Raw genomic sequence first — 15,870 nt, 5'->3', positions numbered from 1 at the left:
CTGGACAAGGCAAAGGTCGACAGCATCGAAGTGGCGCACGGTGATGGGCTGCAAGGTTCGAGCTTCAACTACGGCTTCGGCGCGCATAGCGACCTCGAATGGATCGAGGCGGTGGCCGACGTGCTCAAGCACGCGCAGATCGCGACGTTGCTGTTGCCCGGCATCGGCACGATCCACGATCTGAAGGCGGCGTACCAGGCCGGCGCGCGCATCGTGCGCGTCGCGACCCACTGCACCGAGGCGGACATTTCGAAGCAGCACATCGAATATGCGCGCGAACTCGGCATGGACACGGTCGGCTTCCTGATGATGAGCCACATGACCACGCCGGAAAACCTCGCAGTCGAAGCGAAGAAGATGGAAAGCTACGGCGCCACCTGCATCTACGTGGTCGATTCGGGCGGCGCGCTGACGATGAACGATGTGCGCGCACGCTTTCGCGCGTTGAAGTCGGTGCTCAAACCCGAGACGCAGACGGGCATGCACGCACACCACAATCTGTCGCTGGGCGTGGCGAATTCGATGGTCGCGGTGGAAGAGGGCTGCGACCGCGTCGATGCGAGTCTCGCCGGCATGGGCGCGGGGGCGGGCAATGCGCCGCTCGAAGTGTTCATCGCCGCGGCGGAGCGTGCCGGCTGGAATCACGGCACCGATCTCTACACACTGATGGACGCCGCCGACGACATCGTGCGTCCATTGCAGGACCGTCCGGTGCGCGTCGATCGCGAGACGCTGGCGCTCGGCTATGCCGGCGTGTATTCGAGCTTCCTGCGCCACGCGGAAGTGGCCGCGAAGAAGTACGGCCTGAAGACGGTCGACATCCTGGTCGAGTTGGGCAAGCGCCGCATGGTCGGCGGCCAGGAGGACATGATCGTCGACGTGGCGCTGGACTTGACGCGCGCGTCCGCGAAGGAAGTCGTTGCTTCATGACCTGACGTACGTTGCACGGCCGCGCCGCGTGCGCGCCGTGCAGCGTCGACACCCTTCAGCCATATCGCCGCAAGAGCGATGCTGATTCGATATTGGAGACTTTTATGCGGCAATCAACGAGTACGTCGGAAAGTAGCGCCCTGACCATCGGGCTGTGCCTCATCGTCGCGTTGCTGGAGGGGCTGGACCTGCAATCGACCGGCATCGCCGCGCCGCGTATGGCGCGCGAATTTCATCTGGCGGTGGCGCAGATGGGCTGGGCGTTCAGCATCGGCGCGCTGGGACTGCTGCCCGGCGCGGCGATCGGCGGACGTCTCGCCGACAAGCTGGGACGCAAGCGCGTGCTGATGCTGTCGGTCGCGCTGTTCGGCATCTTTTCGCTTGCGACCACGCAGGTGTGGGACCTCAACAGTTTGCTGGCGGCGCGCTTCCTCACGGGGCTCGGTCTCGGCGCGGCGATGCCGAACCTGATCGCGTTGTGCTCGGAGGCTGCGAAGCCTGATCAGCGCAACACGGCGGTGGGCGCGATGTATTGCGGCATGCCGTTCGGTGCGGCGCTGGCGGCGGTCATCGGCATCGTCAGTCCGGGCGATGAAGGCTGGCGGCATATCTTTTATGTCGGCGGTGTCGGCCCGCTTCTGGTGCTGCCGTTGCTCGCGCTGTTCCTGCGCGAGTCGGCGCAGTTCGTGGCGGCGCGCTCGTCCGGCAGTGCTTCGCGCAAGCCGTCCACCAGCGTGGCGCGCGCGTTGTGGCAGGAAGGGCGAGGCGCCACGACCATCGCATTGTGGATCAGCTACCTGGGCACGCTGATCGTGCTGTACTTCCTCATCAACTGGCTGCCTTCGCTGGTGTTGAGCCGAGGGCTGACGCGCATGCAGTCGGGCGTCGTGCAAATGATGTTCAACATCGGCGGCGGCTTCGGCGCGATTGCGATTGCCAGCCTGATGGACCGGATCGGCCGGCCTCGCACGGTCGGCGGCATGTATCTGGGTATCGTCGTCGCACTGGCTGCGCTGGTGGGCGCGAGCGGCGGCGCGTCGATGGCGTGGGGCGGCTTGCTGGCGGGGCTCTTTCTCGTCGGCGGGCAGTCGGTGTTGTACGCGCTCGCCAGCAGTCTCTACCCGACGGAAGTGCGCGGCACCGGCGTGGGCGCCGCCGTTGCAGTGGGGCGCGTGGGCTCGATCCTCGGGCCTTTGATCGCGGGGCAGTTGCTCGCCATTGGTCAAGGCGCGTCCGTGCTGCTGAGCGCAAGCATTCCATTGATCGCGATCGCTGCCATTGCGGCGTGGCTCGTGGTCAGCAAATCAGAGTCCCGGTATACCGCGGCGGCCGTGCAGTAGGTCCGCCAACCGACACACCATGCGGGCTCGCCGACGTCGGCGGTCCGCGCTCACTCAATTCGTGAAGGAAAGGAATTCAACATGAGCTCACAAGCACAGGCATTCACTGAAGCGTCGACCAGCCGATTCGTCCGTATCACGGAAGATGGGCGCGACATGCAGCTCCACTACAACGACGTGGGGCAGGGCGCCGAAACGGTGGTGATGCTGCACGGCTCGGGCCCGGGCGCGACCGGTTGGGCGAACTTCAATCGCAATGTCGAACCGCTCGTCGCCGCGGGCTATCGGGTCATCCTGATGGACTGCTTCGGCTGGGGCAAGAGCGATCCGATCCTGTGCAAGGGCTCGCGCTCCGAACTCAACGCGCGTTCGCTGAAGAGCCTGCTCGACGCGCTCTCGATCGAGCGGGCGCATATCATCGGCAACTCGATGGGCGGACATAGCGCGGTGGCGTTCGCGCTGGCCGAGCCCAAGCGTGTCGGCAAGCTCGTGTTGATGGGCGGCGGCACCGGCGGGCCCAGCCAGTTCGTGCCGATGCCGACGGAAGGCATCAAGCTGCTGCAGGGTGTGTACAAGGAACCGACGATCGAGAACCTGCAGCGCATGATGAACATCTTCGTGTTCGACGCGAAAGCGCTGACCGAAGACCTGATGAAGGCGCGGCTCGACAATATTCTCGCGCGCCGCGACCACCTGGAGAATTTCGTCGCGAGCCTCGCGGCTAACCCGAAGCAGTTCAACGACTTCGGTCCGCGCCTTGGCGAAGTTTCCGCGAAGACGCTGGTGATCTGGGGCCGCGACGACCGCTTCGTGCCGATGGACGTGGGCCTGCGGCTGGTGGCCGGGATGCAGAACGCGGACATGCATATCTTCAGCCGCTGCGGCCACTGGGCGCAGTGGGAGCACGCTGAGAAGTTCAACCGGATGGTGGTCGAGTTTCTCGCGAACTGAATAAGTAAGCGGTTTTATGCGGCGCCCGGCAGGCCTTCGATGCGGCTTGCCGGGCGCTTGTGCGTTAGCAGGAGTCGCAGCGAGCGGCGCGTTGCACGGCAGGCGGCATGGGCCTGCTAGTCAGCCGTCTCGATGCGCTGCCCGATATCGCGAAACTGAGCGCGGCGAGCACCCATACGCCGATTGCGCCATACAGCATCACCCAGCCGAAACCTCGCATCAGTGCTTCATGCACGATGCTTCCAGTGGGATCGATTTGCACTAGCGCCGGCATTGCCGCGCTTATCGCTTCGGCATCTCCCGCTGCGATTTTCTCAGCCAGCCGGGCGAGCGCCGTTGTATCGAGCGCCGTCGACAAGCTCTTCTTCAAATCGAACAGAATCCCGCCGACGAGTATCGCCCCCATCAACGCAATGTTGATCGCGAGTGTGATCATGCGCGCGCTCATGTCGATGCCGGACGCCATGCCCGCGCGCTGCGTGGGAACCGCAGCAGTCGTCGTGTTGGTAACGGGCGTATTCGTGAGACCCAGGCCCGCGCCTGCGATCAAGCAACCGGGCAGCATGGTCGACACGCCGGGATGCGCGGCGCCGCTGCCGAGTCTCATCAGCATGAAGCCTAGACCGATCGTCAACAGGCCCGCGGGTATTGCAATTCCCGAACCGTAGCGCAACGCGAGGCGTTCGCCGAGCGGTGGAAACAGCAGCGTCGGCAGCGTGTAGGCGAGCAACGCGAGGCCCGCGCTCACGCTGTCGTAGCCGAGGCCGATCTGGAAATAGACCGGCAGGTAGATCATGAACGGCCAGAAGCTGAAGTTCATCCCCGCCGAACCCATCAGTGCACCTGAAAACTGCGGAATCCTGAACACCGAGAAGTCGAACATCGGGCGGGCGCTGCGCTTCTCCGCGTAGAGAAAGGCGGCGAGTGCGAGCATCGTGGCCGTGACGATGGAGAGCGCGCGAGGATTCGCGAAGCCGAGCGCCGAGACCTGGGTAATGAAATACACGAGGCCGAACACGGCTAGCGAAAGCGTGACGATGCCGGCCAGGTCGAGCGTATGCGCATGCGGATCGCGCGATTCCCGCACGCCGCCGAATACGAGTGTCAACGTGACGACGGCGAGCAGCGCGTGCACCCAGAAGACCCACTGCCAACTCGATACCGCGACGATCGTCCCGCCGATGATCGGCCCAAAGCCGAGCCCGATGCCGAAAATGATGCCCCATGCGCTGAATGCGCGGGCGCGCTCGGGGCCGTCGCTAAACTGATGCGAGAGCACGGCCACCTGGCAGATGAGCATCGCGCCGCCGCTCGCGCCTTGCAGGAGCCGTGCGGCGATCAACATTGGCACGCTCTGCGCGAATCCGCAGATCAGCGACGTGATGCCGAACAGCGCAATGCCGATCACAAAGATCCGGCGGCGCCCAAAGCGGTCCGCCAGCGTGCCGGTCGCCATCAGCACGGTGGTCACCGCAAGCGTGTACGCGTTCATGATCCACTGCATGCCGTTGAAGTCGCCGTGCAGCACGCGTTCGAGCGTGGGCAGGATCACCGGCACGCTGGAGATTTCTAGCCCGAACATCAGCGACGCAAGGCATACCGCGCCTAGTGCCAGCGTGTTTTTGCGGATTGCGGGAACGCGCGTCGACTGAACAGCGGCTTCATTCTTGATGGTTCGCGCGGTGCTCGATTCGCGCAGGGCTCCAGTGCGTTTCGCTGCGGCGGTCGCGGTTTCGGACCCTTCACGTTGCTCGCGCCGTGACGGCGCATCGGGATGACTGGACATGGAGGTTCACCTCGGTTGTCGATCGGCTTGCGTTTCTGGAATGGGTAATATAGGGGGAATACACGTCCCTATTGGCAAGCAAAAATCCCATAAATGTGTCCGTTTTGGAACCAATCGGCCGAAATATGAGCGACATCCTCGATGGTGTGACGACGTTCGTGCGCGTCGTCGAAACCGGCAGCTTCGCACTGGCGGCCGAACGCATGAACCTCACGCGCTCGGCGGTCGGCAAGGTGATCGTGCGGCTCGAAAAGCGGCTCGGCGTGCGGCTCATCAATCGCACGACCCGCAGCCAGAGTCTCACCGAAGACGGGCAGGCCTATTACGACCGCTGCGTGCGCGCACTCGCCGAACTGGAGGCCGCCGAAGCCGAGCTGGATTCAGGACGGCGCGAGCCCAAGGGGCGTCTGCGGGTCAGCGTGCCACAAGCGTTCGGTCATCATTGCGTGGCGCCGGTGCTGCTCGGGCTCGCGCGCAAGCATCCGCAATTGAAGATCGACATTTCGATCAGCGACCGCTTCGTGGATGTGGTGGAAGAGGGCTTCGATCTGGTCGTGCGGGTGGGGCCGCTCGCCGACAGTACGAGTCTCGCCGTGCGCAAGCTCGGCGTGCAGCGCGCGAGTATCGGCGCGGCGCCCGCGTATCTGGCGCGGCATGGCACGCCGCGCAATGTCGATGAATTGCGCGGGCATACGGTGATCGCTTATCTGCGCGCAGGGACCGCGCAACCCTGGGATGTGGTCGACGTCGACGGACAGATCCGGCGCGCGCAAGTCGAGCCGCAGCTTGGTTTCGACGACATGCAGGGCATTCTCGATGCCGCGCTCGCCGGCTTCGGCCTCGCGTGGTTGCCGAGCTGGCTGCTGGCGCGTTATGCGCAAAGCGGCGAGCTGGTGACGGTGATGGACGATTGTTTCCGGCCGTCGCAGGAGATCCACGTGATGTGGCCGAAGAGCCGTTATCTCGCGTTGAAGACGCGCTGCGCGATCGATGCGCTGGTGGCGGAGATACCCGCGATGATCGATCAGGGCGCCCAACCGCGCGCCCCTCATTCACGTGCTACCCGTGATACTTAGAATTGCAAAGTAGCGCTGGCTACCGCGGTGCGCGTCGGCGACGGCGACACGTAATAGCCCCATGCAGTGGTCCAGTAGCGGCGGTTGAACAGATTGTTGATGCCCGCGCGGAACGTCACGTCCTTGCCGGCGATCTTCGTCTCGTACCGGCCGCTCAGATCGAACGTGGCATAGGCCGGCACGAACTGCGTGTTGCTCGCGTTGACCGCCTGGTCGCTCACGTACTTGCCGCCGAAGGCCAGCGTCAACGGACGCAGGTACGCCGGGTTGTATTCGATACGGCCCGTCACGGTGAAGCGCGGCGCGCCGTAAATGCGCTTGCCTTCGATGCTCGGATCGTCGATGTCGACGGCCTTCGTGTCGAGCCACATCACGCCGCCCATCACGCGCCATTCGCTGGTCAGCGCGAGCCAGCCGCTCGCATCGATGCCGGTGAAGCGCTTGGTGCCGTCCTGCACGAAGATGTTCGCGGTGTTCGTGTAGTTGTAGCCCTGATCGACGCGGAACAGCGCGAGATTGGCGCCCCACTTGCTGTGGTCGGATTTGAAGCCCACTTCATACTGCTTGCTGCGCAGCGGGCCGAAGGTCGCCGGATAGTTGGCGTTGAGGTTCGACGCCGAGCCGCCCTGTTCCAGCGACTCGACGTAGCTCGCGTACACGGTCGAATACGGATCGGTCTTAAACATCAGCGCGAAGGTCGGCGTGACCGGGTTCGCGCTGTATTGCGACGTGACCGCGCCGCTCGGGTCGTAAACGTTCTGGCGGTATTGCGTATAGCGCACGCCGACCAGTGCGGACAGACGCGACGTGAACTGCATCGTGTCGCTCGCATACACGGCGGCCTGCGTGGTGCGCTGCTCCCGGTAGAGGTTCGAGCCGATGCTGACTTCGTCGTTGGTCAGCAGCGTGGTGCTGTACAGATTGCCGTTGCCGAGGAAGTAGCCTTCGTTCCAGCCTACGCTGTTGCTGTACTCGCTGGTCTGTGTCTGATAGCCCGCGCCGAGCACCACATCGTGCTTGATGCTGCCGGTGTTGAATTGGCCCTGCACCATCGCGTCGACGTTCTGGTAGAAGTAGCGCGTCATCGCTGCATAGAGCGTGTTGGAGTAGTTGCCCGCGTCGTCGAACACATACAGGAAGCTGTCCGAATTGGTGCGGTTCTCCTTGGTGAAGCGGTACTTCACGCTCGCGTGCCAGTTGTCGGAGATGCGGTAGTCGAGGCCCGTGCCGAACGAGGCCATCTCCGTCATGTAGTAATTCTGCGGTTGCGTGAGCGTGCCGCTGACCTTGCTCGCGTCGGGAATGCCGCCCGCGAACATCAGGCCGAACAGCGTGCCCTCGGTTCTGCGCTTCTGGTAGAACGCGTCGGCGCTCAGGACGAGGTCCGGCGTAATGCGGAAGTCGAACGCGAGCGACGCAACCTGGCGGCTCACGTGCCCGTTTTCCTCGGCGGTGTTGCCGTATTCGTTGGCGAGATTCAGGCGGTAGCCGAAACGGTTGTCATTGCCGAATCGCCCGCCCAGGTCCACCGCCTGGCTGAACACGCCGGGCGACTCGTAGCCGAGCGTGAAGCTGCGGTACGGGTCGTCGGTGGGGCGTTTCAACACATAGTTGACGATGCCGCCCGGCGCGCCGAAGCCGTACATGAAGCCGGACAGGCCCTTGAGCAATTCGACCTGCTCGAACGGTTCGAGCGACAGGTCGGTGTCCCACGACGGGAAGGTCTGGCCGTCCACCTTGATGCTGTTCAGCGTGTCGATCGGCATGCCGCGCACGTTGAACATCGAGTTCTCGCTGACCGAGTTTTCGCTGCTGACCGTCACGGCCGGGTCGTATTTGAACAGGTCGTTGGCGGTCGTCGCGAACAGATCCTGCGCTTCCTCGCTCGTCACGACCCGCGTCGAAAACGGCGTGTCCACCTGCTTGCGCGTACCCAGTGCGCCGGCGCTGACGGTATCGGCCTGCGCGACGGTCGTATCTTTCGACGCCGACACGCTCACGGCCGGCAGCGCGGCGACGTCATCGCTGGCCACGCCCTGCGCCCACCCCGACGATGACAGTGTGGAAAGCGACAAGCCCACACTGACGAAAAGCCCCGCGCTCAGCAGCGAAGGGCTGCGACGTGGAGCGCGGACAAACGCCGGACGGCCGGCGATAAAGGATTTCTGCATGTTTGTTTGAGTTAGACAGGGTGACGCCGCCACGCACCAAGGCTGGGCGTGGCGGGGCCGGTTCGAGCGAGTGGTTATTAAACAGATGATCCAAACCTGAATGCGCACGAATGGTAATGCATCTAATTCTCATTTACAAATATTTCGATGCGGTAAGTCATCTATAAGACATCTGTCTTAAGACAGCGATGATTGGCGTCAAAGCCTTATCTGGCGGGGCTTGACCCCGTTGAGTGCGGTTCCCGGACCTGTTTGTTTAGCAGCGAATCGAGGAAAACGCGCATATACTCACGGTCGGGCCGTAAAAAGTAGTGCCGTAGGTTGCGCTGCGTTTTTGCTGCTTCGTCGCAACTTCGCTGGCTCAGCGCTACCAACGCTCTGTCTATCACTTCATTTAGCAAAGCATCGAACATGTCCACACCGCCGAAGATCATCTACACCCTGACCGACGAAGCGCCTGCTCTGGCGACTTACTCGCTGCTGCCGATCGTCAAGGCGTTCACGCGCTCGTCCGACGTGATCGTTGAAACGCGCGACATCTCGCTCGCCGGCCGGATCATTGCTGCATTTCCGGACTACCTGACCGCGCAACAGAAGGGCTCCGACGACCTGGCGGAACTCGGTGGACTCACCACGCGTCCGGAAGCGAACATCATCAAGCTGCCGAACATCAGCGCTTCCGTGCCGCAGCTGAAGGCCGCGATCACGGAACTGCGCGACCAGGGCTACAAGCTGCCGGCTTACCCGGACGTCGCAACCACCGACGCCGAAAAAGACGTCAAGGCGCGCTACGACAAGATCAAGGGCAGCGCGGTCAACCCGGTGCTGCGCGAAGGCAATTCGGACCGCCGCGCGCCGCTGTCGGTGAAGAACTACGCACGCAAGCATCCGCACAAGATGGGCGCGTGGAGTGCCGACTCGAAGTCGCACGTCTCGCACATGAGCGGCGGCGATTTCTACGGCAGCGAGAAGTCGGCGCTGATCGCGGCAGCCGGCGCGGTGAAGATCGAACTGACGGCCGCCGACGGCACGAAGACGGTCCTGAAGGAAAAGACGGCCGTGCAGGCAGGCGAGATCATCGACGCGTCGGTGCTGAGCAAGAACGCGCTGCGCAGTTTCATCGAAGCGGAAATCGCCGATGCGAAGAGCAAGGGCGTGCTGTTCTCGGTGCACCTGAAGGCCACGATGATGAAGGTGTCGGATCCGATCATCTTCGGTCACGTGGTGTCGGTGTTCTACAAAGACGTGCTGGGCAAGCACGCCGAGGCGCTGGCGAAAGTCGGCTTCAACCCGAACAACGGTATCGGCGACCTGTACGCGCGCCTGAAGGACCTGCCGGCCGATACGGCCGCGGCGATCGAAGCCGACATCAAGGCGCAATACGCGCAACGCCCGCAACTGGCGATGGTCAATTCGGACAAGGGCATCACCAGCCTGCACGTGCCGAGCGACGTGATCGTCGACGCTTCGATGCCGGCGATGATTCGCGAGTCGGGCAAGATGTGGGGCGCGGACGGCGCACTGCACGACGCCAAGGCCGTGATTCCGGACCGCTGCTACGCGGACGTCTATCAGGCGGTGATCGAAGACTGCAAGAAGCACGGCGCGTTCGACCCGGTCACGATGGGCACGGTGCCTAACGTCGGCCTGATGGCGCAAGCCGCAGAAGAATACGGCTCACACGACAAGACGTTCCAGATTCCGGCGAACGGCGTGGTCCGCGTGACCGACGCAGCCGGCACGGTGCTGATCGAACAGCCAGTGGAAGCGGGCGACATCTGGCGCATGTGCCAGACCAAGGACGCGCCGGTGCAGGACTGGGTCAAGCTGGCGGTCAACCGCGCCCGCGCCACCAACACGCCGGCCGTTTTCTGGCTGGACGCGGCTCGTGCGCACGACGCGCAGATCATCAAGAAAGTCGAGCAGTACCTGAAGGACCACGACACCAGCGGTCTGGACATCCGCATCATGACGCCGGTCGAAGCGACGAAGTTCTCGGTCGAGCGTATCCGCGCCGGCAAGGACACGATCTCGGTCACCGGCAACGTGCTGCGCGACTACCTGACCGACCTGTTCCCGATCATGGAACTGGGCACTAGCGCGAAGATGCTGTCGATCGTCCCGCTGATGGCAGGTGGCGGCATGTTCGAAACGGGCGCCGGCGGTTCGGCACCGAAGCACGTTCAGCAACTGGTCGAAGAAGGTTTCCTGCGTTGGGACTCGCTGGGTGAATTCCTGGCGCTGGCCGCATCGCTCGAACACCTGAGCAATGCGTATCACAACCCGAAGGCGCAGGTTCTGGCCAAGACGCTGGACCAGGCCACCGGCAAGTTCCTCGACAACGACAAGTCGCCGGCGCGCAAGGTTGGCGGTATCGACAACCGTGGCAGCCACTTCTATCTCGCGATGTACTGGGCCGAAGCACTGGCCGCGCAAACGGAAGACGCAGCGCTGCAGGCGCAGTTCGCCGGCGTCGCGAAGGCGATGGCCGAGAACGAAGCGAAGATCGTTGAAGAGCTGGGTGCGGCGCAGGGCAAGCCGGTGAATATTGGCGGCTACTATCGTCCGAATGTCGAACTGACGAGCCAGGCAATGCGCCCGAGCACGACGCTGAACAAGATCGTGGACTCGGTTGCTTAAGTCGAAGTGGCTTGAAGTACCCGCGTAAGCGGCAACGTATGCACTATAGCAAGCAGTAAGCACGACGATGGCGCTCAAGAGCGCCATCGTCGTTTCTACTTCCACGTGGCCAGCGGTCATGCCCGCCATCACACGTGAACGATTTCCCAATCGGCCAGTTTCTCCGGAATTTCGAGCGTGGATGTATCGTCGCTTTCGGACAGATGCGGGCAGGTCAAGCCGCGCGCGAGGTCGTCGGCCGCCTGTTGCGGGGTGGAAAATTCACCGAGCGTATCGTTGCCGTAGGTTGCCTCCCAGCCATCCTGGCCCGGCAGAATATAGAACGCTCCTTGGGTCGAACTAAAGCGAAAGCCTTTCATTTTTTGTCTCCCAATTGCCATTTAAAAAACCGCGGTGCGCTAAGGGTTCCATGCGTCGGTTGGATGACCGGGCCGACTGCATTTTCCCGGCCCATTCAACCTGACTGCCTGAACCTCGTGCTCTTGTAAAAGAGTCTACGTCAGCGAGTGACGGTACAAGTGGCTCTTGGGTGTTTCGATTCTTCAAAAAATATCGTTAAAAAATAAAGACTTGTGCGATTCATTTCGCGATGTGCAACGTGGGGCGGCATTGCGAAATGCCGCATTTGTGCCACGCAGCAAGATTTTTTACGAAGCAACGCTTCGTTTCATATCGTGAAATATTGGGGTGCGGCGAGATACATTGCGCGTCGGCATGGCGGCAAAGCGGCTCGCGGGGGGTCTTCCGCTTCAGGAAAGCACCCGGCGGAGAAATTCGAGCACGGCGCGATTGAATTGCGCCGGCCTTTGCAGCGGCGCGAAATGGCTGACGCCAGTCAGCACGATCAGCTCCGCGCCGGGAATGTGGCGGGCGAGGTAGTCGGCGTGTTCAGGCTTGATGAACTCGTCGTGCTCGCTTTGCACGATCGCAACCGGCACGCGGATCTGAGCCAGTTGCTGCGCCGTGTAGTTGGGCTGCGTTCTCATCATTTCGCTGACGGCGCCGACAAACGCGTCGAAGTCGTCCGGCGTCGCCGACAGTTGCGCGTAGTCCCTGGCATGCCGGCTGAAGCACCGGTCAATCACCGGTGTCGGCACAAACGGTTTCGTGCCGCTGGGGTCCATATTGCAGCCGAAGAAGAACACGCCCCCGGCGCGCTCCGGCGCGATGCTGGCGAGTACCAATGCGACGCAGGCGCCGTCGCTCCAGCCGACCATCGCCGCCTTTTCCAGTTGCAAGCTGTCCATCACGGCCAGTACATCGGATGCCATCAGCTCGTACGTGTAGGGCCGCGCGTCGCGCGTGCTGCGGCCGTGGCCCCGGCTGTCGATGACCACCACGCGATGACCGGCCTCCACCAGCGCCGGAATCTGATAACCCCAGTTGCCGCTATGTCCCAGGCCACCGTGCAGCAGGATCACGGGCGCCCCGGCCCCGTATGCCGCGTACCAGATTCGCGCGCCGTCGTGCTCGACGTGGCCGCTTTCGTTCGACGATGGCAGCGGGGCCGCGCCATGGGCTTCGAAATGTTCGAGGTGGTCGTCGTGTTGGGCCCTCGAGAATTCCATCGTGGTCTCCATTGCGTGGGGATTTGCGAACTGGCCAGTGTGGCGGCGAAAATCGATTGGTCGATGTGTTTTCTGCGCGTGGCCAGCCGGGTTGATTGGCTGAATGGGAACGTCAGGCAGCACAAGCGCGTCGTCATTCAACGCGCCCGCTTCACATCCACCCGAGCCAGCGCCACCACGTCGCCGCGAACAGCAGAAGCAGCAGATACCCGAAAATCGTCAGCACGATGCCCACGCGTGCGAACTGGCGCGCGGTGAACGTGTCCGTGGCGAGGCACACCATGTTTTGCGGCGCGTTGATCGGCAGCACGAAGCCGAAGCTGACCACGTAGCCCAATAGCATCGTCATGCCGAGCCGGCTGAAGTTGCCCTGCATGGATTGCAGCACGGCGATCAGGATCGGCAGCATCGCCGAGGTCAACGCGGTGGCGCTCGCGAAGCCCAGGTGAATGACGATCAGGAAAGCGGACAGAATCGCGAATGCGGTGAACGCGCTCGCCTGATCGAGGCCGGTGTGATGCGCGACGAGGTCGCCGAGCCACTGGCCGGCGGTCGTCGTGAGCAAGGCCGTGCCCAGGCTGATGCCGACCCCGAAGACGATCACCGTGCCCCACGGAATGCGGCTCTGCACTGTTTTCCAGTCCATCACGCCGACGCGCGGCAGCATCAGGATCACGAGGCCCACGTAGGTGACGGAGGTGGTGTCGAACGGATGCAGTTTGCCTTCCGTCGCCCAGAAAAACAGCAGGCCGATCGCGACGCCGAGCAGGCGCTTTTGCGGACCGGTCATCGGACCGAGCTCGCGCAGCGAGCGCGCGACCGCCTCCTTGCCGCCGGCGATGCTGTCGGTCTCGGGCGGCAGCATCTTCAGCACGACGACCAGCAGCGCGGCCGACATGATGATCGCCCACGGCGCGCCGGCGATCAGCCAGTCGAGCCACGTCACTCGTGCGCCGAGCATCTTGTCCATGAAGCCGACGGTCAGCAGATTCTGCGCGGCGGCCGTCAGGATGCCGACGTTCCAGATGCTGGTGCCCTGGGCGACCACGATCATGACGCCGGCCGCGATGTTCGAGCGCCGGTCGACGCCGAACGCCGAGATCACGCCGATCATGATCGGCACGACGCAGGCGCTGCGCGCGGTGGCGCTCGGCACCACCAGCGACAGAACGATCGTCACCGCGATCGAACCGATCAGGATGCGGCGCGTCGTGGTGCCGATCAACGATAGCGTGACGAGCGCGATGCGCTTGTCGAGGCCGGTGATCGTCATCGCGGCGGAGATGAACAGGGCGCCGGTCACCAGCGCGAGCGCCGAGTTCGAGAAGCCGGCGAGTCCCATGCTGATGCCGGCCGACGTGCCGTACAGCACGCTCGGGTCCTTGATGGTCGGCGCGGTGCCGATCAGAAACGCGATCAGCGAAGTGATGATGATCGCGCTGGCCTCGTACGAGACGGCTTCCGTCAACCAGACGACCACGGCGAACGCGAGAATGGCGAGCATGCGGTGCCCGGCTGGCGGCAGCGTGGCGGGCAGCGGCAGCAGCAGCACGACGATCATCGCGACGACGCTCGCGATCAGACCGATCGGCACGCCGGATTTGGTTGGGGCGGGACCTGCGCCGGGTTGAGCTTCGGGTTTCGATGCGCTCATGCTTCGCTCCTCAGGTGGCGTGCTGCTTGCCTCGATCCTTCGTTTTCAAGCGGTGGCATTGCAGATTCAGATGCTGGGTGTCGTGGGTGACCTGGATCTGAAAATCGAAATGACGGCGGCGGCGATCCCCGCGCGCCCCGCTGATTGAATCACCGAATCCGGCTGGGGGTCAATCGCGTATGACGCGCGTGCGCGGGCGCTGCCTCCGTGCACCCGCTACGCATGATGTCGTGCGTCGGGCCTCGTCGTCGAAACACAGTTGACGCGCTTTCGAAACAATCGGCGGACCGCCGCGCAGCCCAGTGCTCGCAAGGTTCCAGCGCATTGCGGACTGCCCGGTCCGAAGTATTCGAAAGCGCGGCCCGTTTTTCCAACCGGGCTGCGCCTATAGATTGTGATCCAGCGCCGCACAACGCATTGAGCGTTTGGCGGCAATCCTTCACGGATCACTTTCGAGAGAACCTCATGAACAAGCTGTTTACGCCGGTCAAAGTCGGGCCTTATGAATTCGCGCACCGCGTCGTGCTCGCACCGTTGACGCGGATGCGTGCCGAAGAAGGCGCGCGGCCCGGCCGTCTGATGGCCGAGTACTACGCGCAGCGCACCTCGGCCGGGGCGTTGCTGATCAGCGAGGCGACCATTGCGGCCGTCGACGGCAACGGCTATCTCGGCGCCCCTGGCCTCTACGACGACAGCCAGATCGCCGGCTGGCGCGAAGTCACCGACGCGGTGCATGCGAAGGGCGGCAGGATCTTCCTGCAGCTCTATCACGCGGGGCGTCAGTCGAATGCCGAGTTGCAGCCCGATGGACGTCAACCGGTGGGACCGTCCGAAGTGCCGCATGGCGGCGTCGCTTATACGCGAGCCGGCTGGATTCCGAACACGCCGAATCGCGCGCTCGCGATCGACGAGATCGCCGCGCTTGTCGAGCGCTTTCGGACGGCGGCCGAACGCGGCGTGAAGGCGGGCTTTGACGGCGTCGAGTTGCATGGCGCGAACGGCTATCTGTTCGATCAGTTCCTTCAGGACGGCAGCAACAAGCGCACGGATGCGTACGGCGGCTCGCTCGAAAATCGCGCCCGCCTGTTGATGGAGGCGACCCGCGCGGTGATTTCGGTGTGGGGCAGCGATCGGGTCGCCGTGCGCCTCGGGCCGAGCGGATCGTGGGGCGATATGTCGGATAGCGACCCGGTCGGCCTGTTCACTTACGTCGCGGCGCAACTCGCGAAACTCGATCTCGCTTATCTGCATCTGATCGAGCCGCGTATCTCGGGCGACATCGAAGATGAAAGCCGCGATCCGAGTCCAGTCGCGGCGCGGAAGATCCGCAAACACTATCCTGGGACGATCATCACGGCGGGCGGTTTCAAGGGCGAGTCGGCGCAAGCCATTCTGGCCGATGGCGATGCGGACCTCGTCGCCTTCGGCCGCGACTTCATCGCGAACCCGGATCTGCCGGAACGCTTGCGCCGCAACTTGCCGCTCAATGCGTATGACAGGCCGACGTTCTTCGGCGGCACGCAAGTCGGGTACACCGACTATCCGTTTTATGACGAAGAGGCAGTGGCTGCGTAAGCGGGGGAATGGTTGCCTCGATCGGCTGGAATGGCCAGCGTGTTTCGGCGCGATACGCTGGCTTTTTAGTGCGCCGAGCAAAGCGCGGGACGAGACGCGAAGCGCTTTGCAAAGGCTGGCCGTCTTGTGTCGGGTGCGCGGTAGCGAAGAGGGCGTTGCGACGAGCGCGATATCCGATG

General features: G+C 63.4%; 12 protein-coding genes. 7 read left to right on the top strand and 5 right to left on the bottom strand.

Annotated features, from left to right (window positions below):
• The 3 genes from dmpG to FVF58_RS17680 form a co-directional block, all read left to right on the top strand.
• Window positions 1–930, top strand: a 930-nt coding sequence (gene dmpG / locus FVF58_RS17690; protein WP_149671156.1) for a 4-hydroxy-2-oxovalerate aldolase, incomplete at its 5' end; no start/stop codon positions are given.
• Window positions 931–1,034: 104 nt separating this feature from the next.
• The gene (gene mhpT / locus FVF58_RS17685; protein WP_149671155.1) at window positions 1,035–2,270 is read left to right on the top strand and encodes a 3-(3-hydroxy-phenyl)propionate transporter MhpT; all 1,236 of its coding nucleotides are present in this window, start codon (window positions 1,035–1,037) and stop codon (window positions 2,268–2,270) included.
• An 81-nt stretch (window positions 2,271–2,351) separates the two neighbouring features.
• A complete protein-coding gene (locus FVF58_RS17680) occupies window positions 2,352–3,221 on the top strand; it encodes an alpha/beta fold hydrolase (protein ID WP_149671154.1) in 870 nt (289 codons plus the stop codon).
• A 64-nt stretch (window positions 3,222–3,285) separates the two neighbouring features.
• On the opposite strand, the gene FVF58_RS17675 is transcribed toward FVF58_RS17680, so the two are convergent.
• On the bottom strand, window positions 3,286–5,007 hold the full coding sequence (locus FVF58_RS17675; RefSeq protein ID WP_149671153.1) for an MFS transporter: 1,722 nt from the start codon (window positions 5,005–5,007) through the stop codon (window positions 3,286–3,288).
• Between the two features lie 125 nt (window positions 5,008–5,132).
• On the opposite strand from FVF58_RS17675, the gene FVF58_RS17670 reads away from it, so the two are divergent.
• Window positions 5,133–6,083 (top strand): LysR family transcriptional regulator, encoded by a 951-nt coding sequence (locus FVF58_RS17670; RefSeq protein WP_149671152.1) that lies wholly within the window; start codon window positions 5,133–5,135, stop codon window positions 6,081–6,083.
• On the opposite strand, the gene FVF58_RS17665 is transcribed toward FVF58_RS17670, so the two are convergent.
• Complete coding sequence (locus tag FVF58_RS17665) at window positions 6,080–8,254, bottom strand: TonB-dependent siderophore receptor (RefSeq protein WP_149671151.1); 2,175 nt, start codon at window positions 8,252–8,254, stop codon at window positions 6,080–6,082. The two genes, FVF58_RS17670 and FVF58_RS17665, sit on opposite strands and share 4 nt — an antisense overlap.
• Before the next feature lie 411 nt (window positions 8,255–8,665).
• Here FVF58_RS17665 and FVF58_RS17660 point away from each other — a divergent pair, with 411 nt between their 5' ends.
• On the top strand, window positions 8,666–10,894 hold the full coding sequence (locus FVF58_RS17660) for an NADP-dependent isocitrate dehydrogenase (RefSeq protein ID WP_149671150.1): 2,229 nt from the start codon (window positions 8,666–8,668) through the stop codon (window positions 10,892–10,894).
• A gap of 128 nt (window positions 10,895–11,022) precedes the next feature.
• Here FVF58_RS17660 and FVF58_RS17655 read toward each other — a convergent pair whose 3' ends face one another.
• The 3 genes from FVF58_RS17655 to FVF58_RS17645 all read right to left on the bottom strand — a co-directional run bounded on the left by FVF58_RS17655 (window position 11,023) and on the right by FVF58_RS17645 (window position 14,116).
• Window positions 11,023–11,253 (bottom strand): hypothetical protein, encoded by a 231-nt coding sequence (locus FVF58_RS17655; protein WP_042326353.1) that lies wholly within the window; start codon window positions 11,251–11,253, stop codon window positions 11,023–11,025.
• Window positions 11,254–11,643: 390 nt separating this feature from the next.
• A complete protein-coding gene (locus FVF58_RS17650) occupies window positions 11,644–12,462 on the bottom strand; it encodes an alpha/beta fold hydrolase (RefSeq protein WP_149671149.1) in 819 nt (272 codons plus the stop codon).
• Window positions 12,463–12,613: 151 nt separating this feature from the next.
• Window positions 12,614–14,116 (bottom strand): DASS family sodium-coupled anion symporter, encoded by a 1,503-nt coding sequence (locus FVF58_RS17645; protein ID WP_149671148.1) that lies wholly within the window; start codon window positions 14,114–14,116, stop codon window positions 12,614–12,616.
• Here FVF58_RS17645 and FVF58_RS51480 point away from each other — a divergent pair.
• Both FVF58_RS51480 and FVF58_RS17640 read left to right on the top strand, forming a co-directional pair.
• The gene (locus tag FVF58_RS51480) at window positions 14,115–14,264 is read left to right on the top strand and encodes a hypothetical protein (protein WP_188130851.1); all 150 of its coding nucleotides are present in this window, start codon (window positions 14,115–14,117) and stop codon (window positions 14,262–14,264) included. The two genes, FVF58_RS17645 and FVF58_RS51480, sit on opposite strands and share 2 nt — an antisense overlap.
• A 317-nt stretch (window positions 14,265–14,581) precedes the next feature.
• Window positions 14,582–15,691: an alkene reductase gene (locus tag FVF58_RS17640; protein WP_149671147.1), complete on the top strand. Its 1,110-nt coding sequence runs from the start codon at window positions 14,582–14,584 to the stop codon at window positions 15,689–15,691.
• Window positions 15,692–15,870 lie beyond the last annotated feature (179 nt).

This window comes from Paraburkholderia panacisoli, assembly GCF_008369935.1.
Classification (GTDB): Bacteria; Pseudomonadota; Gammaproteobacteria; order Burkholderiales; family Burkholderiaceae; genus Paraburkholderia; species Paraburkholderia panacisoli.
The sequence above is the reverse complement of the archived record's forward strand: the minus strand, read 5'-3'. Positions and strand labels throughout refer to the sequence as shown.